Origin of the sequence: Shewanella sp. AS1 (assembly GCF_021412565.1) — a bacterium.
In the GTDB taxonomy this organism is placed as follows: Bacteria; Pseudomonadota; Gammaproteobacteria; order Enterobacterales; family Shewanellaceae; genus Shewanella.
Genome location: NZ_JAKCLJ010000017.1, coordinates 1 through 19,047, shown reverse-complemented (window position 1 = coordinate 19,047; position 19,047 = coordinate 1). Strand labels below are relative to the sequence as shown.

Below are 19,047 nucleotides of genomic sequence, written 5' to 3'. Positions count from 1 at the left end.
CAATTACCAGATCTTCACCCGTTTCTCAGGCTCGATATACATGGCATCACCTAGTTTAACATCATAAGTGCTGTAGAACTCAGGCATGTTAGACAAAGCACCGATATCACGGAACTTGGCGGGTGAGTGAGGATCGGTTGCCACGCGGTTACGCATAGATTCCTCTTTCATCTTGGCGCGCCAGATCTGAGTAAAACCGATAAAGAAGCGTTGATCGCCAGTCAGACCGTCGATCACAGGAGCTGGCTTACCGTTAAGCGACTTCTGATAAGCCTTATAAGCGATAGTCACACCGGAAAGGTCGCCGATGTTCTCACCTAAGGTCAGCTCACCGTTCACATGCAGATCGTCAAACACATAGTAACCGTTATACTGGTCAACCAGCGCCTTGGTCTTAGCCGAAAAAGCTTTTAAGTCTTGCTCGGTCCACCAGTCACGCAGGTTACCCTCGCCATCAAACTTGGCACCCTGGTCATCGAAACCATGGCCCATCTCGTGGCCGATCACGGCCCCGATCCCCCCATAGTTCACCGCATCATCCGCCGCCATATTGAAGAATGGTGGTTGCAGGATAGCCGCAGGGAATACGATTTCGTTCATGGTTGGGTTGTAGTAGGCATTGACGGTTTGCGGTGTCATCAGCCATTCCCATTTACGGATTGGCGAGCCCAGTTTTTCCAGTTGTAGCTGGTGCTCAAACTCACTGGCGCGGATCTCGTTACCGATTAAATCATCGCCCTTAATAGTGAGGGCTGAGTAATCCTGCCAGCGATCGGGATAACCGATTTTCGGCATAAATTTAGCGAGTTTATCCTTGGCCGCGACCTTAGTCTCATCGCCCATCCAGCTGAGTTCATCTATACTGTCGCCATAGGCTTCACGCAGGTTTTCAACCAGTGTCTGCATGCGTTGTTTCGCTTCAGGGCTGAAGTGACGCTTCACATACACCTTACCGACCACTTCACCCAATACCGAGTTAACTGTCGATACGCCGCGTTTCCAGCGTGGCTCAGGCTCAGATTGTCCATTTAAGGTTTTAGCGAAAAATTCGAAATTCTCGTTATCCAGATCTGTGCTCAATACGCTGGCAAAATGCGTCAGCAGATTCCACTTCATATAGGTCTTCCACACAGACAGATCCTGGGTCTTCAGCACCTCGTTGAAGCCTTCAATAAAGCTAGGCTGATTGATGATGATGTCAGACTGCTTATCACCACCCACAACTTTCAGATAGCTGTTCCAATTGATATCGGGCGCCAGCTTGGCCAGATCTTTGGTCTGGTACAGGTTATAGGTCTTAGTGCTGTCGCGGGTTTCAACCACATCCCAATGACGACTAGCAATGGCGGTTTCCAGCGCCAAAATCTGCTCGGCGCTCTTTTGTGGTGCCTCAAATCCGGCCAGAGTGAACATCTTCTCGATATGCGCAACGAAGGCCTTACGTATCTTCACGAAACGCTCGGCTTCGTTAAAGTAGTAATCTTTCTCCGGCAGGCTAAGGCCACTCTGCCAGATATGGGTCGCATAACGGCTGGAGTCTTTCGCATCCACATCGATATAGAAACCCAGCGGTGTGCCGCTGCCGATGATCTGACTGTGGGCAAAGTATTCCACCAGTTCATCTTTGCTCTTGATGGCGGTAATCTTCTCCAGCTCACCTTGAATTGGCGTGACTCCGAGTTTATTCAGGGTATCGGTATCCATAAAGGAGCGGTAAAGATCCGCCACCTTCTGCTCATCGCTGCCCATAGCCAGGTTTGGTGTGGCTGCCACCTCTTCGATAATGGCTCTCACATCATCGCGGGACTTTTCACGCAGATCATAAAAAGCACCTATACCAGTGCGATCGCCCGGGATCTCAGTGTTCTTAATCCAAGTACCGTTTACATAAGAGTAAAAGTCATCCTGAGGACGAACAGATTTATCAAAATTGGCAAAATCGATGCCTGAAGTTAACGCCTGCTGCACGGCCTCGGCGGTCGCCGTTGGCTTAACCTCTTGCTGGTTTTTTGCTTCTGTATTATCACTGTTGCAGGCACTCAGCCCGACAATAAGTGAGGCACACAGACCTCCCACAAGAACTTTCTTCATTGTAAATTCCTTCGTGATTGCGACTCTATGGTGAGCATGTTCGATTGTTATTTTAGTCGGTTCAATTGAATTTTAAGTAAAAACTGCCAACTAGACTCTTAGCTTAGCCATGTTAGCCGCCTTAAGTAGATAAACAAGTGTGCATCACATTTTCCCCAGCTTTGTGAGGCGGTTTTATGTAAAAAAACATTTCCTGTCGCGGATACAGCTCACCGGATTAGACACGCCATGATGTGAAAAGCACTTACTGCCACTTTTACTTTTACCGCTGGCGCGAGATAATGGCGGCCAATCCGGTTTATTGAGTATCTTAGGCGTGCGTTTAGATAAATTTATCTGTGAGTCCAGCTCACTAACTCGCTCTTTGGCGAAAAAAGCCCTGCACAGAGGGGAAGTGACCTGTGATGGTATTGTGGTTAAAGACTCAGGCTTTAAGGTTGAGGCTTGCCATCACATCTGCCTTGCGGGCGAGCCGCTCTCCCTTATCGGCCCGAGATTTATTATGCTCAATAAGCCTGTGGATTATATCTGCTCGACTCAGGATGAGGTTCATCCCTCTGTACTTAACCTACTTGGACTCGAGCGGCGCGACGAGCTGCATATCGCCGGCAGATTAGATGTGGACACCACGGGCTTAGTATTGATCACCAGTGACGGTCAGTGGTCCCATAAAATCACCTCACCCAAAAAAGAGTGCGGCAAACGTTATCTGGTGACCTTGGCTGACCCCATAGATGAAAGCTTAATTGCGCCCTTCCAGCAGGGGATCGCTTTGAGAAATGAGGAGGGGTTAACCAAACCCGCCAGCTTAACTATTATTGATAGCCACACGGCGAGACTTGTGATCACCGAGGGGAAATATCATCAGGTTAAACGCATGTTCGCGGCAGTGGGTAACAAGGTAGTTGGCCTACACAGAGAGGCGGTAGGCCATATTGAACTCGATGAAACGCTAACATCCGGCCAGTGGCGCTATCTCACCGAGGAGGAGATACAGTCTGTCTAGCGGCTAAACGTCCTAGTCTATTACGCTCTTGATGTTGTTGAGCAGCGCCCTATCGGTACGGGCCTTCTTTAACTTCTTCACGCTCTCTTTCAGTGAGGCATCCGATAATCGGGTAAAGATGTTGTTATACTCTTTCTCGTCGATCGCCTCATCTGTCTCGGCAAGCTCGGCAATATCCTGAGCTACTCGGCTTAACTGCAACCAGGCATTGGCGATATAGAAACCGTGAAAATCGGCCTGGGGCAGTAACGCCTTGGCACTGGCTGGCATAGCCTGCCACTGGTCGGCAAACTTCTGCTCTTTATCTTCCAGTAACTCCTGGCACAGATTGGCATAGGCCTCCATTAAATTGGCCGGCACCTTGTCCATGGGGATCACATGATTACATACATTGAGCGCAACCTGTTCGGCGCGTGCTTGATACTGCTTATCCATCTGATTAAACCTGTTTGTTAACATTAAGAAGACTAAAACCGTCCGCTGATGGCGATCCCGTAACTGCCACCACCGGCAATAGGGGTTACTGTGATCCCCTTGTAAGGCTCGGTAAAATAGAGACCAGACAAGATACCGATAGCCGCCCCCGCCAGCACATCTTCAACATAATGCTTATCGCTGGCGACTCGGGTATAACTCACATAAGTCGCCCCTATATAGGCGGGAATTGCCCACTTCCAGCCATATCGCTGCTGCACAAAGGTTGCAGCGGCAAAGGTATCGGCAGCATGACCTGAAGGGAAAGAGTCTGAATCTGAGCCATCCGGACGCTGTTTATCGATACCGTATTTCAATCCTTCGACAACCAGGCGAGAGACCACACCGCTCTGGATCAGTTGCCAGCTTCCCTGATAATCCTCTTCCACCATGAGAGTGGCGCCAAATGCGCTGGCAGGGATCAGCAGATGCAGCAGATCGCCCGACTTTTCCAGTCTAGTATCGGCGTGAGCAAAATGGGTCATCAAAAGCAGCAGTACAGGCAATAATCTTTTCACTTTACACTCCATTGTCAGGGCAAACGGCCGCAGACGTTATACCCGCACTGAAGCGTAAAAGCAAAAGTTGTGGCAGATGAGGGGGTTAATTCCAACTGAAATGGCAAGAGCTCTGAGCCATCAGGGACAAGGTTCAGTTGTTCTACTATAGCTGCTATTATGAAAAGCCTTTTGATTATAATTTCCCATGATGACCCGATCCAAAGCCTCACCTCAATTAAGCGCCGCCGCACTACAGCAACTCGCCGTGAACATAAAACAGTGGGGCAAGGCGCTGGGATTTGCCCAAATAGGCATCTGCGATACCGATCTAACCCAAGAAGAGCCCAGGCTGCAGGCCTGGCTGGATAAAGGCTATCACGGCGAGATGAACTATATGGCCAGCCACGGCATGATGCGCGCTCGGCCACAGGAGCTGCATCCGGGAACCCTGAGGGTGATCGCCGCCAGAATGGATTACCTGCCGCCCCAGGCCGAATTTGCCACCCACTTAAGGGATCCCAATTTAGCCTATATCTCACGCTATGCCAGCGGCCGTGATTACCATAAATTGATGCGTAATCGACTCAAAAATCTCGGTCAGCAGATTGAAGCCGAACTCGAATCCCTGGGGCTTGATAAACCCAACTTTCGCCCCTTTGTGGATTCAGCACCCGTACTTGAGCGCCCCCTGGCCGACAAGGCTGGCATTGGCTGGACAGGCAAACACAGCCTGCTGCTCAGCCGTGAAGCGGGCAGCTGGTTCTTTATCGGCGAACTGCTGATTGACCTGCCACTGCCCGTGGATATTCCCGTGACCGAGGAGTGCGGCAGCTGCGTGGCCTGCATCAAGTCCTGCCCCACAGGCGCCATAGTCGAGCCCTATGTGGTCGATGGCAGCAAATGTATCTCCTATCTCACCATAGAACTTCAAGGCGCCATCCCGGTCGAGCTGCGCGGCGCTATAGGCAACCGCATCTATGGCTGCGATGACTGTCAGCTGGTCTGCCCGGTAAATAGTCAGGCGCCCCTGACCCAGGAAAGCGATTTTCATATCCGCGACTCACTCAAGCAGCCAAAACTGCTGGAGCTGTTTGCTTGGAGTGAAACTGAGTTTCTCGAGCTTACCCAGGGCAGCGCCATTCGCCGCATAGGTTATCAACGCTGGCTGAGAAATATCGCCGTGGCACTAGGCAACGCCCCCTATTCCGATGAGATAGTAACCGCCCTGAAAGCCAGGCGCGAACAGGTCGATGCCTTAGTCGCCGAGCATATCGACTGGGCTCTTGTGCAACAGCAAAAACAGCAGGCGGAGGCGCCTGAGCCGCTCCCCAACCGCAAGACTCAAAGGGTGATACGCACTGTCACCAAGGGGCTTGCCCGTGACGCTTAACCCCTCACACTAACATCTAATCCTTGCCGTCCTGCGGTTAGATTCAACTGACTGATAGTCAGATCAAATAAAATCAATGGCTTAGTTATGGGCCTAAAGTGCTATTGCTGCTAAGGGTAAATTCTCGCAAGTTCACACTATGACCCATTTGAAAGAGTGAACCATGCATAAGCTTTTTTACCACAGAAGCAGAAAACTGACCTCTGCCTGGCTTCTCGGCCTGTGGCTGCTGACCAGTCTGCTTATTCTGATCGCCAGCCCAAGTCATGCGAATACCAATATAGAGCCTCAAGCTGAAGCGCCAAATCAAGCCTATCAGGCACTGACAGATTTTGGCGACAACCCAGGTGAGCTGACGGCCCGTTATTTTGTACCGGAAAAATATGATAACCGCGCCCTGGTCGTACTGCTGCACGGTTGTGTTCAGGAGGGCGTGACTCTGGCTGACAAGAGTGGTCTCACCGCCCTAGCATCGAGCCATCACTTTGCCGTACTGGTACCGCAGCAGAGCTATGAGAATAATGTAAAAGCTTGTTTTAACTGGTTTTCAAATCAGGATACCCAGCAAGATAGCGGCGAGATGCTCTCTATCAAAAACATGATAGCCAAGACCCAGGAGCAACTTCAGGCCAGACAGGTTTACCTGATTGGCCTCTCGGCCGGTGGTGCCATGGCCAGCGCCCTGCTGATCAACTACCCGGATCAATTTGAGGCAGGTGCCATAATCGCGGGCCTGACCTATCCCTGCGCCGATAACCTGACCAAAGCCATCTCCTGCATGAAGTCTGGGCCGGCAGAGACTAATCATGAGCTGGTCGATTATGCCAAACGTCTGCACCCCAAACGCCAGGGCTGGCCCTCGCTCATCATCTGGACTGGGCTCAAGGATACTGTGGTCAATCCAGTAAACTCCCAGAGACTGGCACAATATTGGGCCGAATTAACCCAGGCTGAGCCTTTAGAAACTAAAACACCCCATCAGGGTTATCAGCAGAGTCTCTGGAAGAACAGTGTCAATTCAACGGATATATTATTGGTTGAAATAAATAATATGAATCATGGTATTTCGGTTAACCAAGATATTAAAAATGGTGGAACCGAGACAGACTTTTTAATTAACAGCCCGATAAGCACCATGGTTGAAACTATTAAAAAGTGGCAGTTATAACACCAAAAAAAATAAAAACGAATAGATAAACAGCATTAAAAACACGGATTTAAATAACACATACTACTATAGTACCGATTCATATTTGTTAAAGTTACTATAGAGTCAATGTGAACAATAAGTAGTAGTAAAAAATTAACCTTAAAATAAATACTACAACAGGGAACCTGTTATGAATCACAAACAAATAAAACTCAGTTGCATCGCTTTGGCTGTCTCCTCAGCACTTTTAACGCCACAGGCGTTTGCAGCGGAAGAAAACAACACCGAAGGCCAGAAACTAGCCGGTCTGGAACGCATCGAAGTCACAGCACGTAAAACAGCCGAGAGTCTGCAAAATGTGCCCGTGGCTGTGACCTCTATCAGCAGCGATGACCTGAATAACAGCGGTATTAGTGTGATGACTGAAGTACAACAGTTCTCCCCTAACACTACGCTGCAAACCAGCCGCGGCACCAACTCCACCCTTACCGCCTTTATTCGCGGTGTGGGCCAGGAAGATCCGCTCTGGGGTTACGATCCTGGCGTAGGTATCTATATCGATGACGTCTATGTTGCCCGCCCACAAGGTGCGGTACTGGATATTCTGGATGTGCAGCGCGTCGAAGTACTGCGTGGCCCTCAGGGTACCCTCTATGGGAAAAACACCATAGGCGGTGCGATAAAATATGTCACCAAGAAGATGACAGGCGATGCCGAACTCAGCATCCAGGGCACAGTCGGTAGCTACGCCCAAAAAGATCTCAAAATAGCGGGTCAGTATCCCATTATCAGCGATCAGCTTTATGTCGGCTTTGCCGTTGCCAGCCTCAACCGCGATGGCTATGGTGAGTTCCTCACCTCTGCACTGCCAGGTCAGGATAAGGAAAACTACAACAAGGATGTGTTAGCCGGTCGTATCAGCCTCGAATACACGCCGACAGACGATCTGTTTTTCCGTCTCGCCTATGACAAGACAGAAGATGAATCCAATGCCAAGGGTGGTTACCGTATCCTGCCAAGCTTGCTGACCAATGCCCCAGTACCTGACAGCAAATATGACTCTTACACCAGTATGCCAACCTGGAACAAGGTAGAGACAGAAGGCTGGAGCTTAACCGCCGAATACAATATCAATGACAACTGGACAGTAAAATCAGTGAGCGCATCACGCGAAAGCTACTCGCCCACCAATATCGATTTCGATAACACTAGCCTGCGTATCTTCGACGTGCCCGCCATCTATGAAGATGAGCAGATAAGTCAGGAGTTCCAACTGAACTATGTCGGTGACGATCTGACCTTGGTCAGTGGTGTCTACTACTTCAAGGGCGACTCTTGCGGGGTGTTCGATGCCATCCTCGAAGAGGCATTTAAGTCTCTGGGTGGTCTGACCCGTGAAGTCAGCGGTTGTAACAACAGCGAAAGCTATGCTGCTTACGCTCAGGGTTCTTACGACATTACCGAAAAGCTGTCACTGACACTGGGTGCACGTTACACCCGCGAAACCAAAGAAGCGACAGTCAACAATGGCGTCATCTTCGATAGCATCTACCCAGAAACCGATTGGTATCCAGGCTTTGTTCGCGACGAAAACCTGATCAGCGCCAGCATCCCAACCGTACTGGATGATGAAGAGACCTGGTCACGCCTAACGCCACGTGTCGGCTTAGAGTACCAGTTAACCGAAGATATGATGCTGTTTACCAGCTACTCTCAGGGCTTTAAATCAGGTACCTTCAACCCTAGAGCAACAGGCCCAGAGCCAGCAGTAGATCCAGAAGTGGTTGATTCTTTTGAATTAGGTATCAAGAGTGAGTGGAACGATAATCTACGAGTTAACGCCACCGCCTTCTACCTTAACCACAAAGACAGACAGTTTGTGGCAGTGCTGCCAGGTGCCGATGCCGCCGATCTTAACCAGCGTCTAGGTAATATCGGTACCTCAACCGCCAGCGGTTTGGAACTGGATGTCGAGTTTGCCGCCACAGATTCGCTCAACCTGTTTGCCAGCCTAGGTTTGATCGACGCCTCATTTGAAGAGGTGATCTCCTATGACGCCAGCGGTAATAAGACAGATATCAGCGATACCTATACCATTACCAATACGCCGGATACCACGGCCAATGTCGGCTTCAACTACACCTTAGATACAGATATCGGTAGCTTCGTTGCCAATGGTAACTACTACTACCGCGGTGATTATGATCTCGCGGTGGTGGACAACCTGCTTAGCCAGGATGGCTATGGCCTGCTGAACCTGAGCCTGAACTGGTACAGCAACGATGGTCACTGGAACGCGGGTCTGCACTGGAAAAACGTCACTGACGAAGAGTACCTAGTAGGTAACTACGCCTTCGTGACTCCAGACGGTAGCGGCGGCTATATTCCTGGCCTAGGTGGTGATAATACCCTGATCGGTTATTACGGCGACCCAGAAACCATCTCGCTGACACTGGGCTATACCTTTTAATTGATAGCGATTAAATAGAGAAAAAACGAAAGCCAGCTTAATTATTGAGCTGGCTTTTTATTTGAAGACATTTGGTTTAAAAACTTTTTATTTAATGATTTTTATTTTAAATCCACACTCAAAACAGATATCTTATGGAATTAATTTTTAATAAGCTTACACTGGTAGCAGACTATTTAAATGGAGCTGATAATGTCTAACATAAAAGTGGCTATTGCCGATGACCATCCATTATTTAGAACGGCATTGACTCAGGCGGTAATTAAAAATTTTAATAGCACTGATATATTAGAAGCAGAAAACTTCTCAGATTTAATTACCCTGATTGAACAGAACCCATCCATTGAAATTGTGTTCCTCGATCTGCACATGCCAGGCAATGACGGTTTTACAGGGTTAACCCTGCTGCAGAATCATTTTCCCGATATTGTGGTGATCATGGTGTCATCGGACGATCAACCCGAGATCATACGCAAGGCGATTAACTTAGGCGCCAGCGCCTTTATCCCCAAGTCCGCCAATCTCAGCGAGATAAGCTCGGCCATAGAAACCGTTCTCGATGGCGAAGTCTGGCTGCCTCAGCACACAGATATCAGCGTAGATCAGCAGACCGCCGCCGAACATCAACGCTTAGCCAAGCAGCTCGCCCAGCTGACACCGCAGCAATATACTGTGCTGGCCAGCATAGCCAATGGCCGTTTAAACAAACAGATAGCCTATGATCTCAATATCAAAGAGACCACGGTAAAGAAACATGTGTCGGCGATTTTAGTCAAACTTGAGGTCTACAACCGGACTCAGGCAGGGCTGGTGTTTCAGCAGCTCATGATCACTTCCAATGATAAACAGGAGATCAGCGCCTGATCTCCCGCTCTTCACCATTAGGCCAGCTGCTTCACCAGACGCTTTAGCGAGATCCCTTTGAGCGGCTTGCGCACAAAATTAAACTTGGCATTACTGGTATGCTGCCGCACCCGCTCTGAGGGATCGGCCGAGCAGATAATACACATGGGCTTAGCCTTAGCAAAACAGGCCGCCTGGCTCAGTAGAGATTGCACTAAGGCGACACCATTATGATCGTCATCGAGATGATAATCGGCGATGATCAATTTGGGCGCCAGGCCATCCTCAAGCAGCCGCGCAGCACTCTGCTCATCCCTCGCCGCAAGTACCTCACAGCCCCAGTCACTGAGCAAAGATGAGATGGCTTTGAGCATCAGCTCATCGTTGTCTATCACAAGCACGCGGATATTGAGCGCAGATTGCTCCAGCTCCTCATCGACAGGCAATTTCACCACATTGGTCTGTCTCGCCAGCCCATGAATACGCGGCACCTCGACGCTGAAACAAGTGCCCTTGCCCACCTCTGAATGCAGTGAAATTGTCACCCCCAGCAGCTTAGCGATGCGATCGCAGATGGCGAGCCCCAGCCCCAGACCCGGAATATCCCGGGTCTGCTCTAGGCGCTCAAACTCACCAAAAATCGCCTGCTGCTTATCTTGTGGGATCCCAGGACCATTATCCCAAACCTGAATAACGACCGAATCTTTTCGCCGCCTCACCCCAAGCAATACCTGAGGCACGAAGCGGCTATCCGCCTCAAGTTGCCCGATTGCATTAGCGCGGGAACGATACTGCGCCTTGCTCTCTCCGGCAGGTGAGTAATAGAAGGCGTTAGAGAGGAAATTTTGAATGATACGGCGCAGCAGACGCTGATCGCTTTTGACGAAACAGGAGCTGGTTTGATAACTGAAATCGATCGCCTGCGAGGAAGACAAGGCCTTAAACTCATTGACCAGGGTCGAGAGAATCTCGTCGATGGCAAACTGACCCACCTCGGTCTTTTGCGAATGACCATCGAGTCGGGAGATCTCAACCAGATCCGACAGCAGACTCTCCACCACATTGAGTGAGTCCTCAATATGGACCGCGAGATCTTTCACCTCAGCGGTATTGGCCCGCTGTTTGAGCATGTCGGTAAACAGGGTCAGCGCATTAAAAGGCTGCATCAGATCATGGCTGGCCGCCGCCAGAAAACGTGTCTTACTGCTGTTGGCCGCCTCCGCCTCCGCCTTGGCTTTTGCCAGCTCCTGGGTGCGGCTTTCCACCCGTTTCTCCAAGGTTTCGTTGGCCAGTTGCAGGGCTTTTTCCGCCTCGATATGGTCTGTGATATCGCTAAAGGTGCTGACGAAGCCGCCGCCCGGCATGGCCTGACCACGGATCTCCAGCACCCTGCCATCGAGCATGGTGCGCTGAAAGTGATGAGCACTGCCCGAGCGCATGTGGGCGAGGCGCTTCTCCACCAACTCATGATCCTCATTTCCCACTATGATGCCGCGGCCTATGTTGTAGCGCAGCAGTTTTTCTATCGGAATACCCGCCTTCACAAAGCCGGCAGGATAATCGAGCAGCTCGATATAACGGCGATTCCAGGCCACCAGACGCATATCGGCGTCCACTACGCTAATCCCCTGCTCGATATTCTCCACCCCGGATTGCAGCAACTCGCGGTTAAACTCGAAAATCTGGCTCGCCTCATCCACTATGCTGACCACATCTTCCAGAGGCACCTGAGATCGCGACACCGCCTTCATCACCATGCGGGTCGAAGCCGAGCCCAAGACGCCTGAGAGTTTCAGACGAGTATGCTCCACCAGCTTATCCAGACTCGCCTGGGGGCCAGTCTCCCGCGCCCTGGCTAACAGGGCATCGGCCTCCTCTTTATTGATAAAGCGCTGTAGCAAACTGGCGAGATCCTCGACCGACAGATCCCGCTCCAGCAACACTTGCTTGCTATTTACAAACAGATCCGCCTGCAGCATCTCGCCGACACTGTTTTGTCGCATCAGGGAGATCAGCACAAAACAGCCGACATTCACCGCCAGACTGTAAAACACGCCGTGGGAGATAATGTCCAGGCCGCTCAAACCAAAGAGCGCCGTCGGAGTTAACCAAGTCAGCCCCAAGGGGCCGGAAATGACCCAATCGGCATAAGGAAAGGTGGAGGGCAAAAGCAAGGTGTAGAGCCAGACCAGGCTGCCTGCCAGCATGCCGATAAAAGCGCCCTGGGTTGTCGCCCGGCGCCAATAGAGGGCGCCCACAGCCGCAGGAGCAAACTGAGATAACAAGACAAAGGATAACAAGCCGATAGAGGCCAGATGATTCTGCTGATCGATATAACGCTCAAAACCGAAGGCCGACAGCAGGATCACTGCAATGGAGACTCGCCTAAGATTAAGCAGCACACCGGCCAGCTGAGGCGTTTGCTGTGTGCCAAAACGGGGAAAGCGCAGCAGCAGCGGGGTGATCACCTCAGTGGAGATCATAGTGCTGAGTACAATCGCCGCCACGATAACCATGGCGGTGGCCGCCGCAAGCCCGCCTATGTACACAAGCACGCCTAACCAGGCCTGCTGATAAAACAGCGGCAGGGTCAGCACATAGGTATCGGCATCGACACTGCCGCCGGGAAAGGTGAGCTGTCCTGCCAGGGCAATAGGCAGCACAAACACATTGATCAACAGCAGGTAGGCAGGCACCAGCCAGCGCGCCAGCTTAAGCTCCTTCTTATGATGATTTTCTATCATCATCATGTGGAACTCCTGGGGCAAGGCATAGATGGTGATCGCGCCCAGCAGCACCTGTGACAGGGTGAGATAGAGTGAGCCGCTGTGCTCAACCTTAGGCAGACTCTGGCTCTGCGCCAGCAGATCGCTAAAGCCATCGAACACATAAAAAGTCGCGAAAATTCCCACCACAGTCAAAGCAAAGAGTTTCACTATTGAGCTAAAGGCGATAGAGAGCACTAAGCCGGGATTATGTTTATTGGCCGCCAGTTGTCGAGTACCGAACAGAATACTAAAGAGGATCAGCACTATGGTCACCACAAAGGCCGTGCTGATCCCCGACTGATAGGTGCCTGTCACTAAGTCAAAGGAGGTGCTGATCGCCCTAAGCTGTAGCGCAATATAGGGAATAGTGCCCAGCATGGAAATAATGGCGACACTGGCGGCAATTTTCTGGGATCTGTCATAGCGACAGGCGATAAAGTCGGCAATGGAGGTGAGGTTTTGGCTCTTGATTATCTCTAAGCTGCGCAGTAAAAGCGGCCAGGCAAACACGAAACAGAGAACCGAGCCTATATAGATGGGCGCCAGCCAGGCACCTGTGGTCGCCGCCTGACCGACCGTGCCATAGAAGGCCCAAGTGGTGCAGCAGACCCCCAAGGAAAGACTGTAGATCCAGGGGCGATGACGCCAGCGACTCAGGTGCTGATTCTGCCCCCACTGCGCCACAACAAAGAGCACAGCAAGGTAAGCGATAGAGATAAAAGTGATCAACCAAGTATCAACAGAGAGCCAGGCAAGCAAGGGAAAGCCTCAAATTATCATTATTCTTATCTGTCCAAACTACACCAGGTAAACAAAATGATAAAGTATTGTTAAACGTTTTGATTCGAGGAGTGCACTAAGGTAGTACTTCTTTCTGCAGGGGCTTGGGATAACCTAGTTTTCAGTGTCCACTTTCAGGTTAATTGAGCTATCTCACAATGAAAATTACCAATAAGTATCTAGTCGAAGGCCTGGTCTTTACTAGCTATGTCCTGTTCGCCATGGCTTGGGTCGGCGGCACAGCCAGCATGGACAAGATAATGCTGTCGATGCAGATAGACAGTCTCGCCTCAGCCAGTTTAATCAGCGGCGCCGTGACCTTTGCCAAGATAGTCGGCACCTTCTGCGCCGCCTATCTCACCCTGAAATTTGGGGTCAAGTACGCGTTTTTTGTCTCCGCATTGCTGATAGTCAGCGGCCTTATCACACCTTACGCCCCCAACTATGAACTACTGCTGCTCAGTCGCTTCCTGATGGGATTAGGCGGCGCCTTTATGATTGTCTATTTCAATCCGATTGTGATGCAGTGGTTCACCCCAGAGGAACGCCCTGTGGTTAACGGCATCAACGCGGTCGCCTTTAATGTGGGCACCGCTATTGTGCTGTGGGGCATGCCTGCCATCAATCAGCTCACTGGCGGCTGGCAGACCAGCCTTATCCTCTTCTCCGCCACCAGTTTAGTGCTCGCCCTGCTCTGGCTGCTGGTTCAGCACCAGGAGACGGCGCAGCAGCAAGGCGACGCCAGCACCAACATCGCCAGCTACAGCTATCTGGATGGATTAAAAGACAGATTTAACTGGGTGTATGCGCTCACCTATTCCGGGCTGCTCTCTTTCTACATCTGTCTGTTTACCTTCTATCCTCAGGCGGGGATCAGCCAGAGTAAATGGGTTATCGGTTTTGGCATAGTTGGCACTATCGCCGGCATTCTTTACAGCCGCAAACAACCCCTGCGACTGCCTGTGATCCGCCTCAGCGGCATCATCATCTTTATCACCATACTCGGACTGACCTTCAGCACAGATCCTTGGCTGCAAACTGTGTCGGCCATAGTGCTGGGCTTCTTCATCTTTTTCCCCATTACGGCGCTGGTGTCGATTCCCCATGAGCTAAAGGAGATGACGGGGCAGAAGATCACTGTGGTGTTCAGCCTGTTCTGGTCCATCAGCTATCTGGTATCGACTCTGGTGCTCTGGATCTTTGGTAAGCTTGTGGATCTCAATGGTGGCTATACCGCCTCCTTTATCCTGATCAGCATTCTGAGCTGCAGCGTCTTTATCGGCAGTTACCTGCTCCCCGAAACGGGTGAAAAAGAGGAGTTGACCCCATGCGAGGCATAGTCTCACCTAAACTGACAGACTTTCTGAAACAGGCCAACGCCACCCTGGCACTGGCTCGGGAAAATAACATTCAGCCAAGTCCAGAGCTTGCCCGAGAAAACCTCAATAAACTCGGCGCCCTGATGACAGAGTCTGTCCCGCTTGCCTATGTGCGCGACAGTGGCTGGCAGCTTGAGGACAGGGAGATCCCAGCGCGGATCTACAGCCCATCGCCTGATCAAGCCCTGCCTGTGATACTGCATTTTCATGGCGGTGGGCACATGTGCGGCAGTATTGCCCTCTACGACCCCATCTGCCGCCACCTTGCGGCCAAAGCCAACTGTGTGGTGATCTCGGTCGATTACCGCCTGGCACCTGAATATCCCTACCCCGCCGGGGTGGATGATTGTGAGTACGCCCTCAGCCATTACAGCGAGCTGCTGACAGAGGTTAAACACACTGACAGCGTGACCATAATAGGCGACAGCGCCGGCGGCGCCATCTGCAGCAGTCTGAGCATGCGCAGCCTGAGCAAGCCAGAGCTTAAGATCGAAAGGCAGATCTTGATCTACCCCAGCGTGGATTACACCATGAGCTCAGCCTCTATCGAGAGCAATGGCACTGGCTTTCTGCTTGAGGCGACCCGGGTTCGCTGGTACTTCGAGCACTATTTCCACGATAAGATCAGGGATGAGACCTATATCAGACAAGCCTCCCCCCTGTTTGGCCCCATCAGCGATAAGCTACCAAAAACACTTATCTTTACCGCAGGATGCGACCCCTTAAGGGATGAAGGTATTGCCTATGGCAAGGCGCTTAGCCAGGCGGGCGTTGCGGTCGAACATCATCAGTTCGATGGCATGATCCACGCATATATGCTGCTGCATGATCTGGTGACTGAGGAGTGTCAGACGACTTACCAGCAGATTGCCCGTTTTATGGCAAATCGCTAGCCCCTAACATCAAGCGCGCTCGCTAAGACTAAACACCAAGCGCGCTACTCCAAACCTATATCTTGCGCTTAATCACTCCAAACCTATATCTTGCGCTTAATCACTCCAAACCTATATCTTGCGCTTAATCACTCCAAAGCTGCATCTTCTCCATACACCATCATCCACTTTCCCGCTCTGCAAAATAAGGCGCATAAAAAAGCCCAAATCTCAGTTTGAGATTTGGGCAAAGACCCAACTGAAGGAGAAATTAATCTAGGCCATCGATAACCTGTATCGAGGACTAAATCTCAAAATGGGTTACTGCACCGTCCAGGCGCCGTCCATGGGCAGAGATGCACCCGTTATGCCACGGGCGGCATGGCCACATAAAAACAGTACAAACTCACCTATTTGACGGGGATCGAGCATCTCGGGTAGGGGCTGCTTGGCAGTCACCAGCTTGTATTTCGCCTGCTGATAGCTCAGGTTCTGATCGCTCGCTATCGACTCTATCTGCTTGTTGATCAGCGGCGTATCGACCCAGCCGGGACAGATAGCATTGACAGTGATCCCCATCTCAGCACATTCCAACGCCACCACCTTAGTCAAACCCACTATGCCATGCTTGGCGGCGCAGTAAGCCGATTTATTTACCGAGGCCACCAGACCATGCACCGAGGCGATATTGATGATGCGCCCCCAGCCTTTGTCGGCCATGCCAGGAACCACTTTCTTTATGGTATGAAACGCAGAAGAGAGGTTGATGGCTATGATGTCGTTCCACTTCTCATCGGGGAAATCACTCACCTTTTCGGTATGCTGAATACCGGCATTATTCACCAGGATATCAATACTGCCGAGCTTAGCGACGGCTGTTTCCATAAACTCATAGATGCTCTTTGCATCCCTTAAATCGGCGTTACTGAAAAAGGTTTTGATCTGGTATTTCTCGGCGAACTCGGCGGCGAGCGCCTGGCCCTCGCTGTCAGACATCAGGCCGTGCAGGATCAGATGACAGCCCTGCTCGGCCAACACATAGGCCGTCGCCAGACCTATGCCACTGGTGGAGCCTGTGATCAGCCCCACCTTACCGGCCACTCCCGCTTGGATCAGCGCTCTTTCACCTGACATCTCGGCCATCTCAATCCCCTTATGCATTATTCATTTTCAGTGCTTTGATTCGTTTGAGCATTCTTGGCCCATTTCAAAAACACCATTTGATTAAACAAGAGTAAAACAAATGCCCCTGGATTGAATTGGCACCTTAGTACCATAGGAGCCCAGCGCTTTTTAGGTAATAGTAAAAACCACTCGCTTATTCATAAAACCGATTCATACAACTGATCCATAACACCTGATCCTGAAAAAGGATCATAAGAGAGAAACTCATGTCTGGATTAAATAAAGTCGTCAGCAGTTACGCGCAGGCACTGGCGGGACTGGAAGATGGCATGACAGTCATAGCCGGTGGCTTTGGCTTATGTGGCATACCGGAAAACTTGATCAATGAGATCAAACGCAAAGGCACTAAAGACCTGACAATCGTCTCAAACAACTGTGGCACCACTGAACATGGTTTGGGGGTATTACTGGTCGATAAACAGGTCAAGAAGATGGTCGCCTCCTACGTGGGTGAAAACGCGATTTTTGAGGCCCAGATGATGTCGGGCGAACTTGAAGTCGAACTCACTCCTCAGGGCACTCTGGCTGAAAAGATGCGCGCCGCAGGTGCCGGTATTCCCGCCTTCTACACAGCCACAGGCTATGGCACAGATGTGGCCGATGGCAAAGAGGTCAAGGTGTTCGACGGCCGCCACTACATACTCGAAGAGGCGATAAAAGGCGACTTTGCCATAGTCAAAGCCTGGAAAGCCGACACCTATGGCAATCTGGTCTTTCGCAAGACGGCGCGCAACTTCAATCCATTAGCCGCCACCGCAGGCAAGATCACTGTGGTCGAAGTGGAAGAGATAGTGGCGCCAGGGGAGCTGGATCCAGATGAAATCCACACACCCGGCATCTATGTGGATCGTCTTATCCAAGGGCAGTTCGAAAAACGCATTGAGCAGAGAACCACCCGCCCATCCCACAGCAATCGAGAGGAGTGATCATGGCACTTTCAAGAGAACAACTCGCCCAGCGCGTCGCCCAGGAGATTAAGGATGGCTATTACGTCAATCTGGGGATAGGCATTCCGACTCTGGTCGCTAACTATATTCCTGAAGGAATGGAGGTGATGCTGCAATCGGAAAACGGCCTTTTGGGCATGGGGCAGTTTCCCACCGAAGATGAGATAGATGCAGACTTGATCAACGCGGGCAAACAGACAGTCACTATGGTCAAGGGCGCGGCGCTGTTCGACTCGGCCGAATCCTTTGCCATGATCCGTGGCGGCCATGTTGACTTAACTGTGCTGGGCGCTTTCGAAGTCGATACCCAAGGCAATATCGCCTCCTATATGATCCCAGGGAAATTGATCAAAGGCATGGGCGGCGCCATGGATTTAGTGGCGGGCGCCGACAATATTATCGTCACCATGACTCACGCCTCTAAACAGGGAGAGTCCAAGCTGTTAACCCAGTGCAGCCTGCCGCTAACCGGCAAGGGATGTATTAAGAAGGTGCTAACGGATCTTGCCTTTATCGAAATTAAAGAGGGCAGATTCCACCTTTTAGAGCGCGCGCCCGGCGTCAGCGTCGAGGAGATCATCAAGCTCACCGCTGGCGAGCTTGTGGTGCCAGAGCACGTGCCTGAGATGCGTTTTGATTAATCCGTCTTGATAAACCTAAGTCGATAAATCCGTGTCGATAAACTTAAGTCGCCACTAAAAGCGTTTCACTAAGCCTGAGAAGCCTGATGCTCAGGCTTTTTCATTAAGATCATCTAGATGGCTTTGACCCCAAGTAAGCTAAGGAAGTGATTGTAGATCTGTGTTTATTGTCATTGTTTCCCCAGTGACACGCCGCCCCTTGATTTCAAAAGAAGCTTCCCTGAGGGCTCTACTAAAACATCCTTGTTTTAGAAGGTCACTGGTACCAACAATGCCAATATTAACCAGCCTTTCAGCTATTCAATCTAACAAGAATTTGCCCCTTTCTTTGTTTCTCATGACTAAGCTAGCTCAGCTTGGTATTGGACCGTTGACCTAATTTTAGTAATGCTACAAAGTGTCTGCTGTTCTAGAGGCTTACCCTTGTAGTGGCATAGTGAATTTGGCCACCTGAATAGACGAAGTGATAGACTCACTTCCGGAAAAAAGGTGGTAGAAATGAAGAACACAAGACCGACATTCAGTGCAGAGTTCAAATTAGAAGCTGCGCA

Annotated in this window: 14 protein-coding genes; 9 read left to right on the top strand and 5 right to left on the bottom strand. The window is 50.8% G+C overall.

Going from position 1 to position 19,047, the window contains the following annotated elements:
• Window positions 1–3: 3 nt before the first annotated feature.
• Window positions 4–2,091 (bottom strand): M13 family metallopeptidase, encoded by a 2,088-nt coding sequence (locus LZP69_RS15570; RefSeq protein ID WP_234201641.1) that lies wholly within the window; start codon window positions 2,089–2,091, stop codon window positions 4–6.
• Between the two features lie 316 nt (window positions 2,092–2,407).
• On the opposite strand from LZP69_RS15570, the gene rsuA reads away from it, so the two are divergent.
• Window positions 2,408–3,097 (top strand): 16S rRNA pseudouridine(516) synthase RsuA, encoded by a 690-nt coding sequence (gene rsuA / locus LZP69_RS15565; RefSeq protein WP_234201640.1) that lies wholly within the window; start codon window positions 2,408–2,410, stop codon window positions 3,095–3,097.
• Between the two features lie 12 nt (window positions 3,098–3,109).
• On the opposite strand, the gene LZP69_RS15560 is transcribed toward rsuA, so the two are convergent.
• Window positions 3,110–3,532 (bottom strand): DUF3069 domain-containing protein, encoded by a 423-nt coding sequence (locus LZP69_RS15560; RefSeq protein ID WP_234201639.1) that lies wholly within the window; start codon window positions 3,530–3,532, stop codon window positions 3,110–3,112.
• Window positions 3,533–3,564: 32 nt separating this feature from the next.
• Window positions 3,565–4,056 carry a phosphatase PAP2 family protein gene (locus LZP69_RS15555; RefSeq protein WP_442800694.1) on the bottom strand — a complete coding sequence of 164 codons (492 nt, stop codon included), beginning with the start codon at window positions 4,054–4,056 and terminating at the stop codon, window positions 3,565–3,567.
• A gap of 220 nt (window positions 4,057–4,276) precedes the next feature.
• Between LZP69_RS15555 and queG the strand changes: the two genes are divergently transcribed.
• The 4 genes from queG to LZP69_RS15535 all read left to right on the top strand — a co-directional run bounded on the left by queG (window position 4,277) and on the right by LZP69_RS15535 (window position 9,945).
• Window positions 4,277–5,461, top strand: a complete 1,185-nt coding sequence (gene queG, locus LZP69_RS15550) for a tRNA epoxyqueuosine(34) reductase QueG (protein ID WP_234201637.1) — start codon at window positions 4,277–4,279, stop codon at window positions 5,459–5,461.
• Window positions 5,462–5,624: 163 nt separating this feature from the next.
• Window positions 5,625–6,629 carry an extracellular catalytic domain type 1 short-chain-length polyhydroxyalkanoate depolymerase gene (locus LZP69_RS15545; protein ID WP_234201636.1) on the top strand — a complete coding sequence of 335 codons (1,005 nt, stop codon included), beginning with the start codon at window positions 5,625–5,627 and terminating at the stop codon, window positions 6,627–6,629.
• A gap of 172 nt (window positions 6,630–6,801) precedes the next feature.
• Window positions 6,802–9,081 carry a TonB-dependent receptor gene (locus LZP69_RS15540; RefSeq protein ID WP_234201635.1) on the top strand — a complete coding sequence of 760 codons (2,280 nt, stop codon included), beginning with the start codon at window positions 6,802–6,804 and terminating at the stop codon, window positions 9,079–9,081.
• Window positions 9,082–9,273: 192 nt separating this feature from the next.
• On the top strand, window positions 9,274–9,945 hold the full coding sequence (locus LZP69_RS15535; RefSeq protein WP_234201634.1) for a response regulator transcription factor: 672 nt from the start codon (window positions 9,274–9,276) through the stop codon (window positions 9,943–9,945).
• A 17-nt stretch (window positions 9,946–9,962) separates the two neighbouring features.
• On the opposite strand, the gene LZP69_RS15530 is transcribed toward LZP69_RS15535, so the two are convergent.
• Window positions 9,963–13,451: a hybrid sensor histidine kinase/response regulator gene (locus LZP69_RS15530; protein WP_234201633.1), complete on the bottom strand. Its 3,489-nt coding sequence runs from the start codon at window positions 13,449–13,451 to the stop codon at window positions 9,963–9,965.
• Window positions 13,452–13,630: 179 nt separating this feature from the next.
• On the opposite strand from LZP69_RS15530, the gene LZP69_RS15525 reads away from it, so the two are divergent.
• Together LZP69_RS15525 and LZP69_RS15520 are read left to right on the top strand one after the other, a co-directional pair.
• Window positions 13,631–14,812: an MFS transporter gene (locus tag LZP69_RS15525; RefSeq protein ID WP_234201632.1), complete on the top strand. Its 1,182-nt coding sequence runs from the start codon at window positions 13,631–13,633 to the stop codon at window positions 14,810–14,812.
• Window positions 14,800–15,744 (top strand): alpha/beta hydrolase, encoded by a 945-nt coding sequence (locus tag LZP69_RS15520; protein ID WP_234201631.1) that lies wholly within the window; start codon window positions 14,800–14,802, stop codon window positions 15,742–15,744. Before LZP69_RS15525 ends, LZP69_RS15520 begins: the two co-directional genes overlap by 13 nt.
• Before the next feature lie 300 nt (window positions 15,745–16,044).
• Here LZP69_RS15520 and LZP69_RS15515 read toward each other — a convergent pair whose 3' ends face one another.
• Window positions 16,045–16,857, bottom strand: a complete 813-nt coding sequence (locus LZP69_RS15515; RefSeq protein WP_234201657.1) for a 3-hydroxybutyrate dehydrogenase — start codon at window positions 16,855–16,857, stop codon at window positions 16,045–16,047.
• A 257-nt stretch (window positions 16,858–17,114) separates the two neighbouring features.
• On the opposite strand from LZP69_RS15515, the gene LZP69_RS15510 reads away from it, so the two are divergent.
• Together LZP69_RS15510 and LZP69_RS15505 are read left to right on the top strand one after the other, a co-directional pair.
• Complete coding sequence (locus tag LZP69_RS15510) at window positions 17,115–17,834, top strand: CoA transferase subunit A (protein WP_234201630.1); 720 nt, start codon at window positions 17,115–17,117, stop codon at window positions 17,832–17,834.
• A 2-nt stretch (window positions 17,835–17,836) separates the two neighbouring features.
• Window positions 17,837–18,496 carry a 3-oxoacid CoA-transferase subunit B gene (locus tag LZP69_RS15505; protein ID WP_234201629.1) on the top strand — a complete coding sequence of 220 codons (660 nt, stop codon included), beginning with the start codon at window positions 17,837–17,839 and terminating at the stop codon, window positions 18,494–18,496.
• Window positions 18,497–19,047 lie beyond the last annotated feature (551 nt).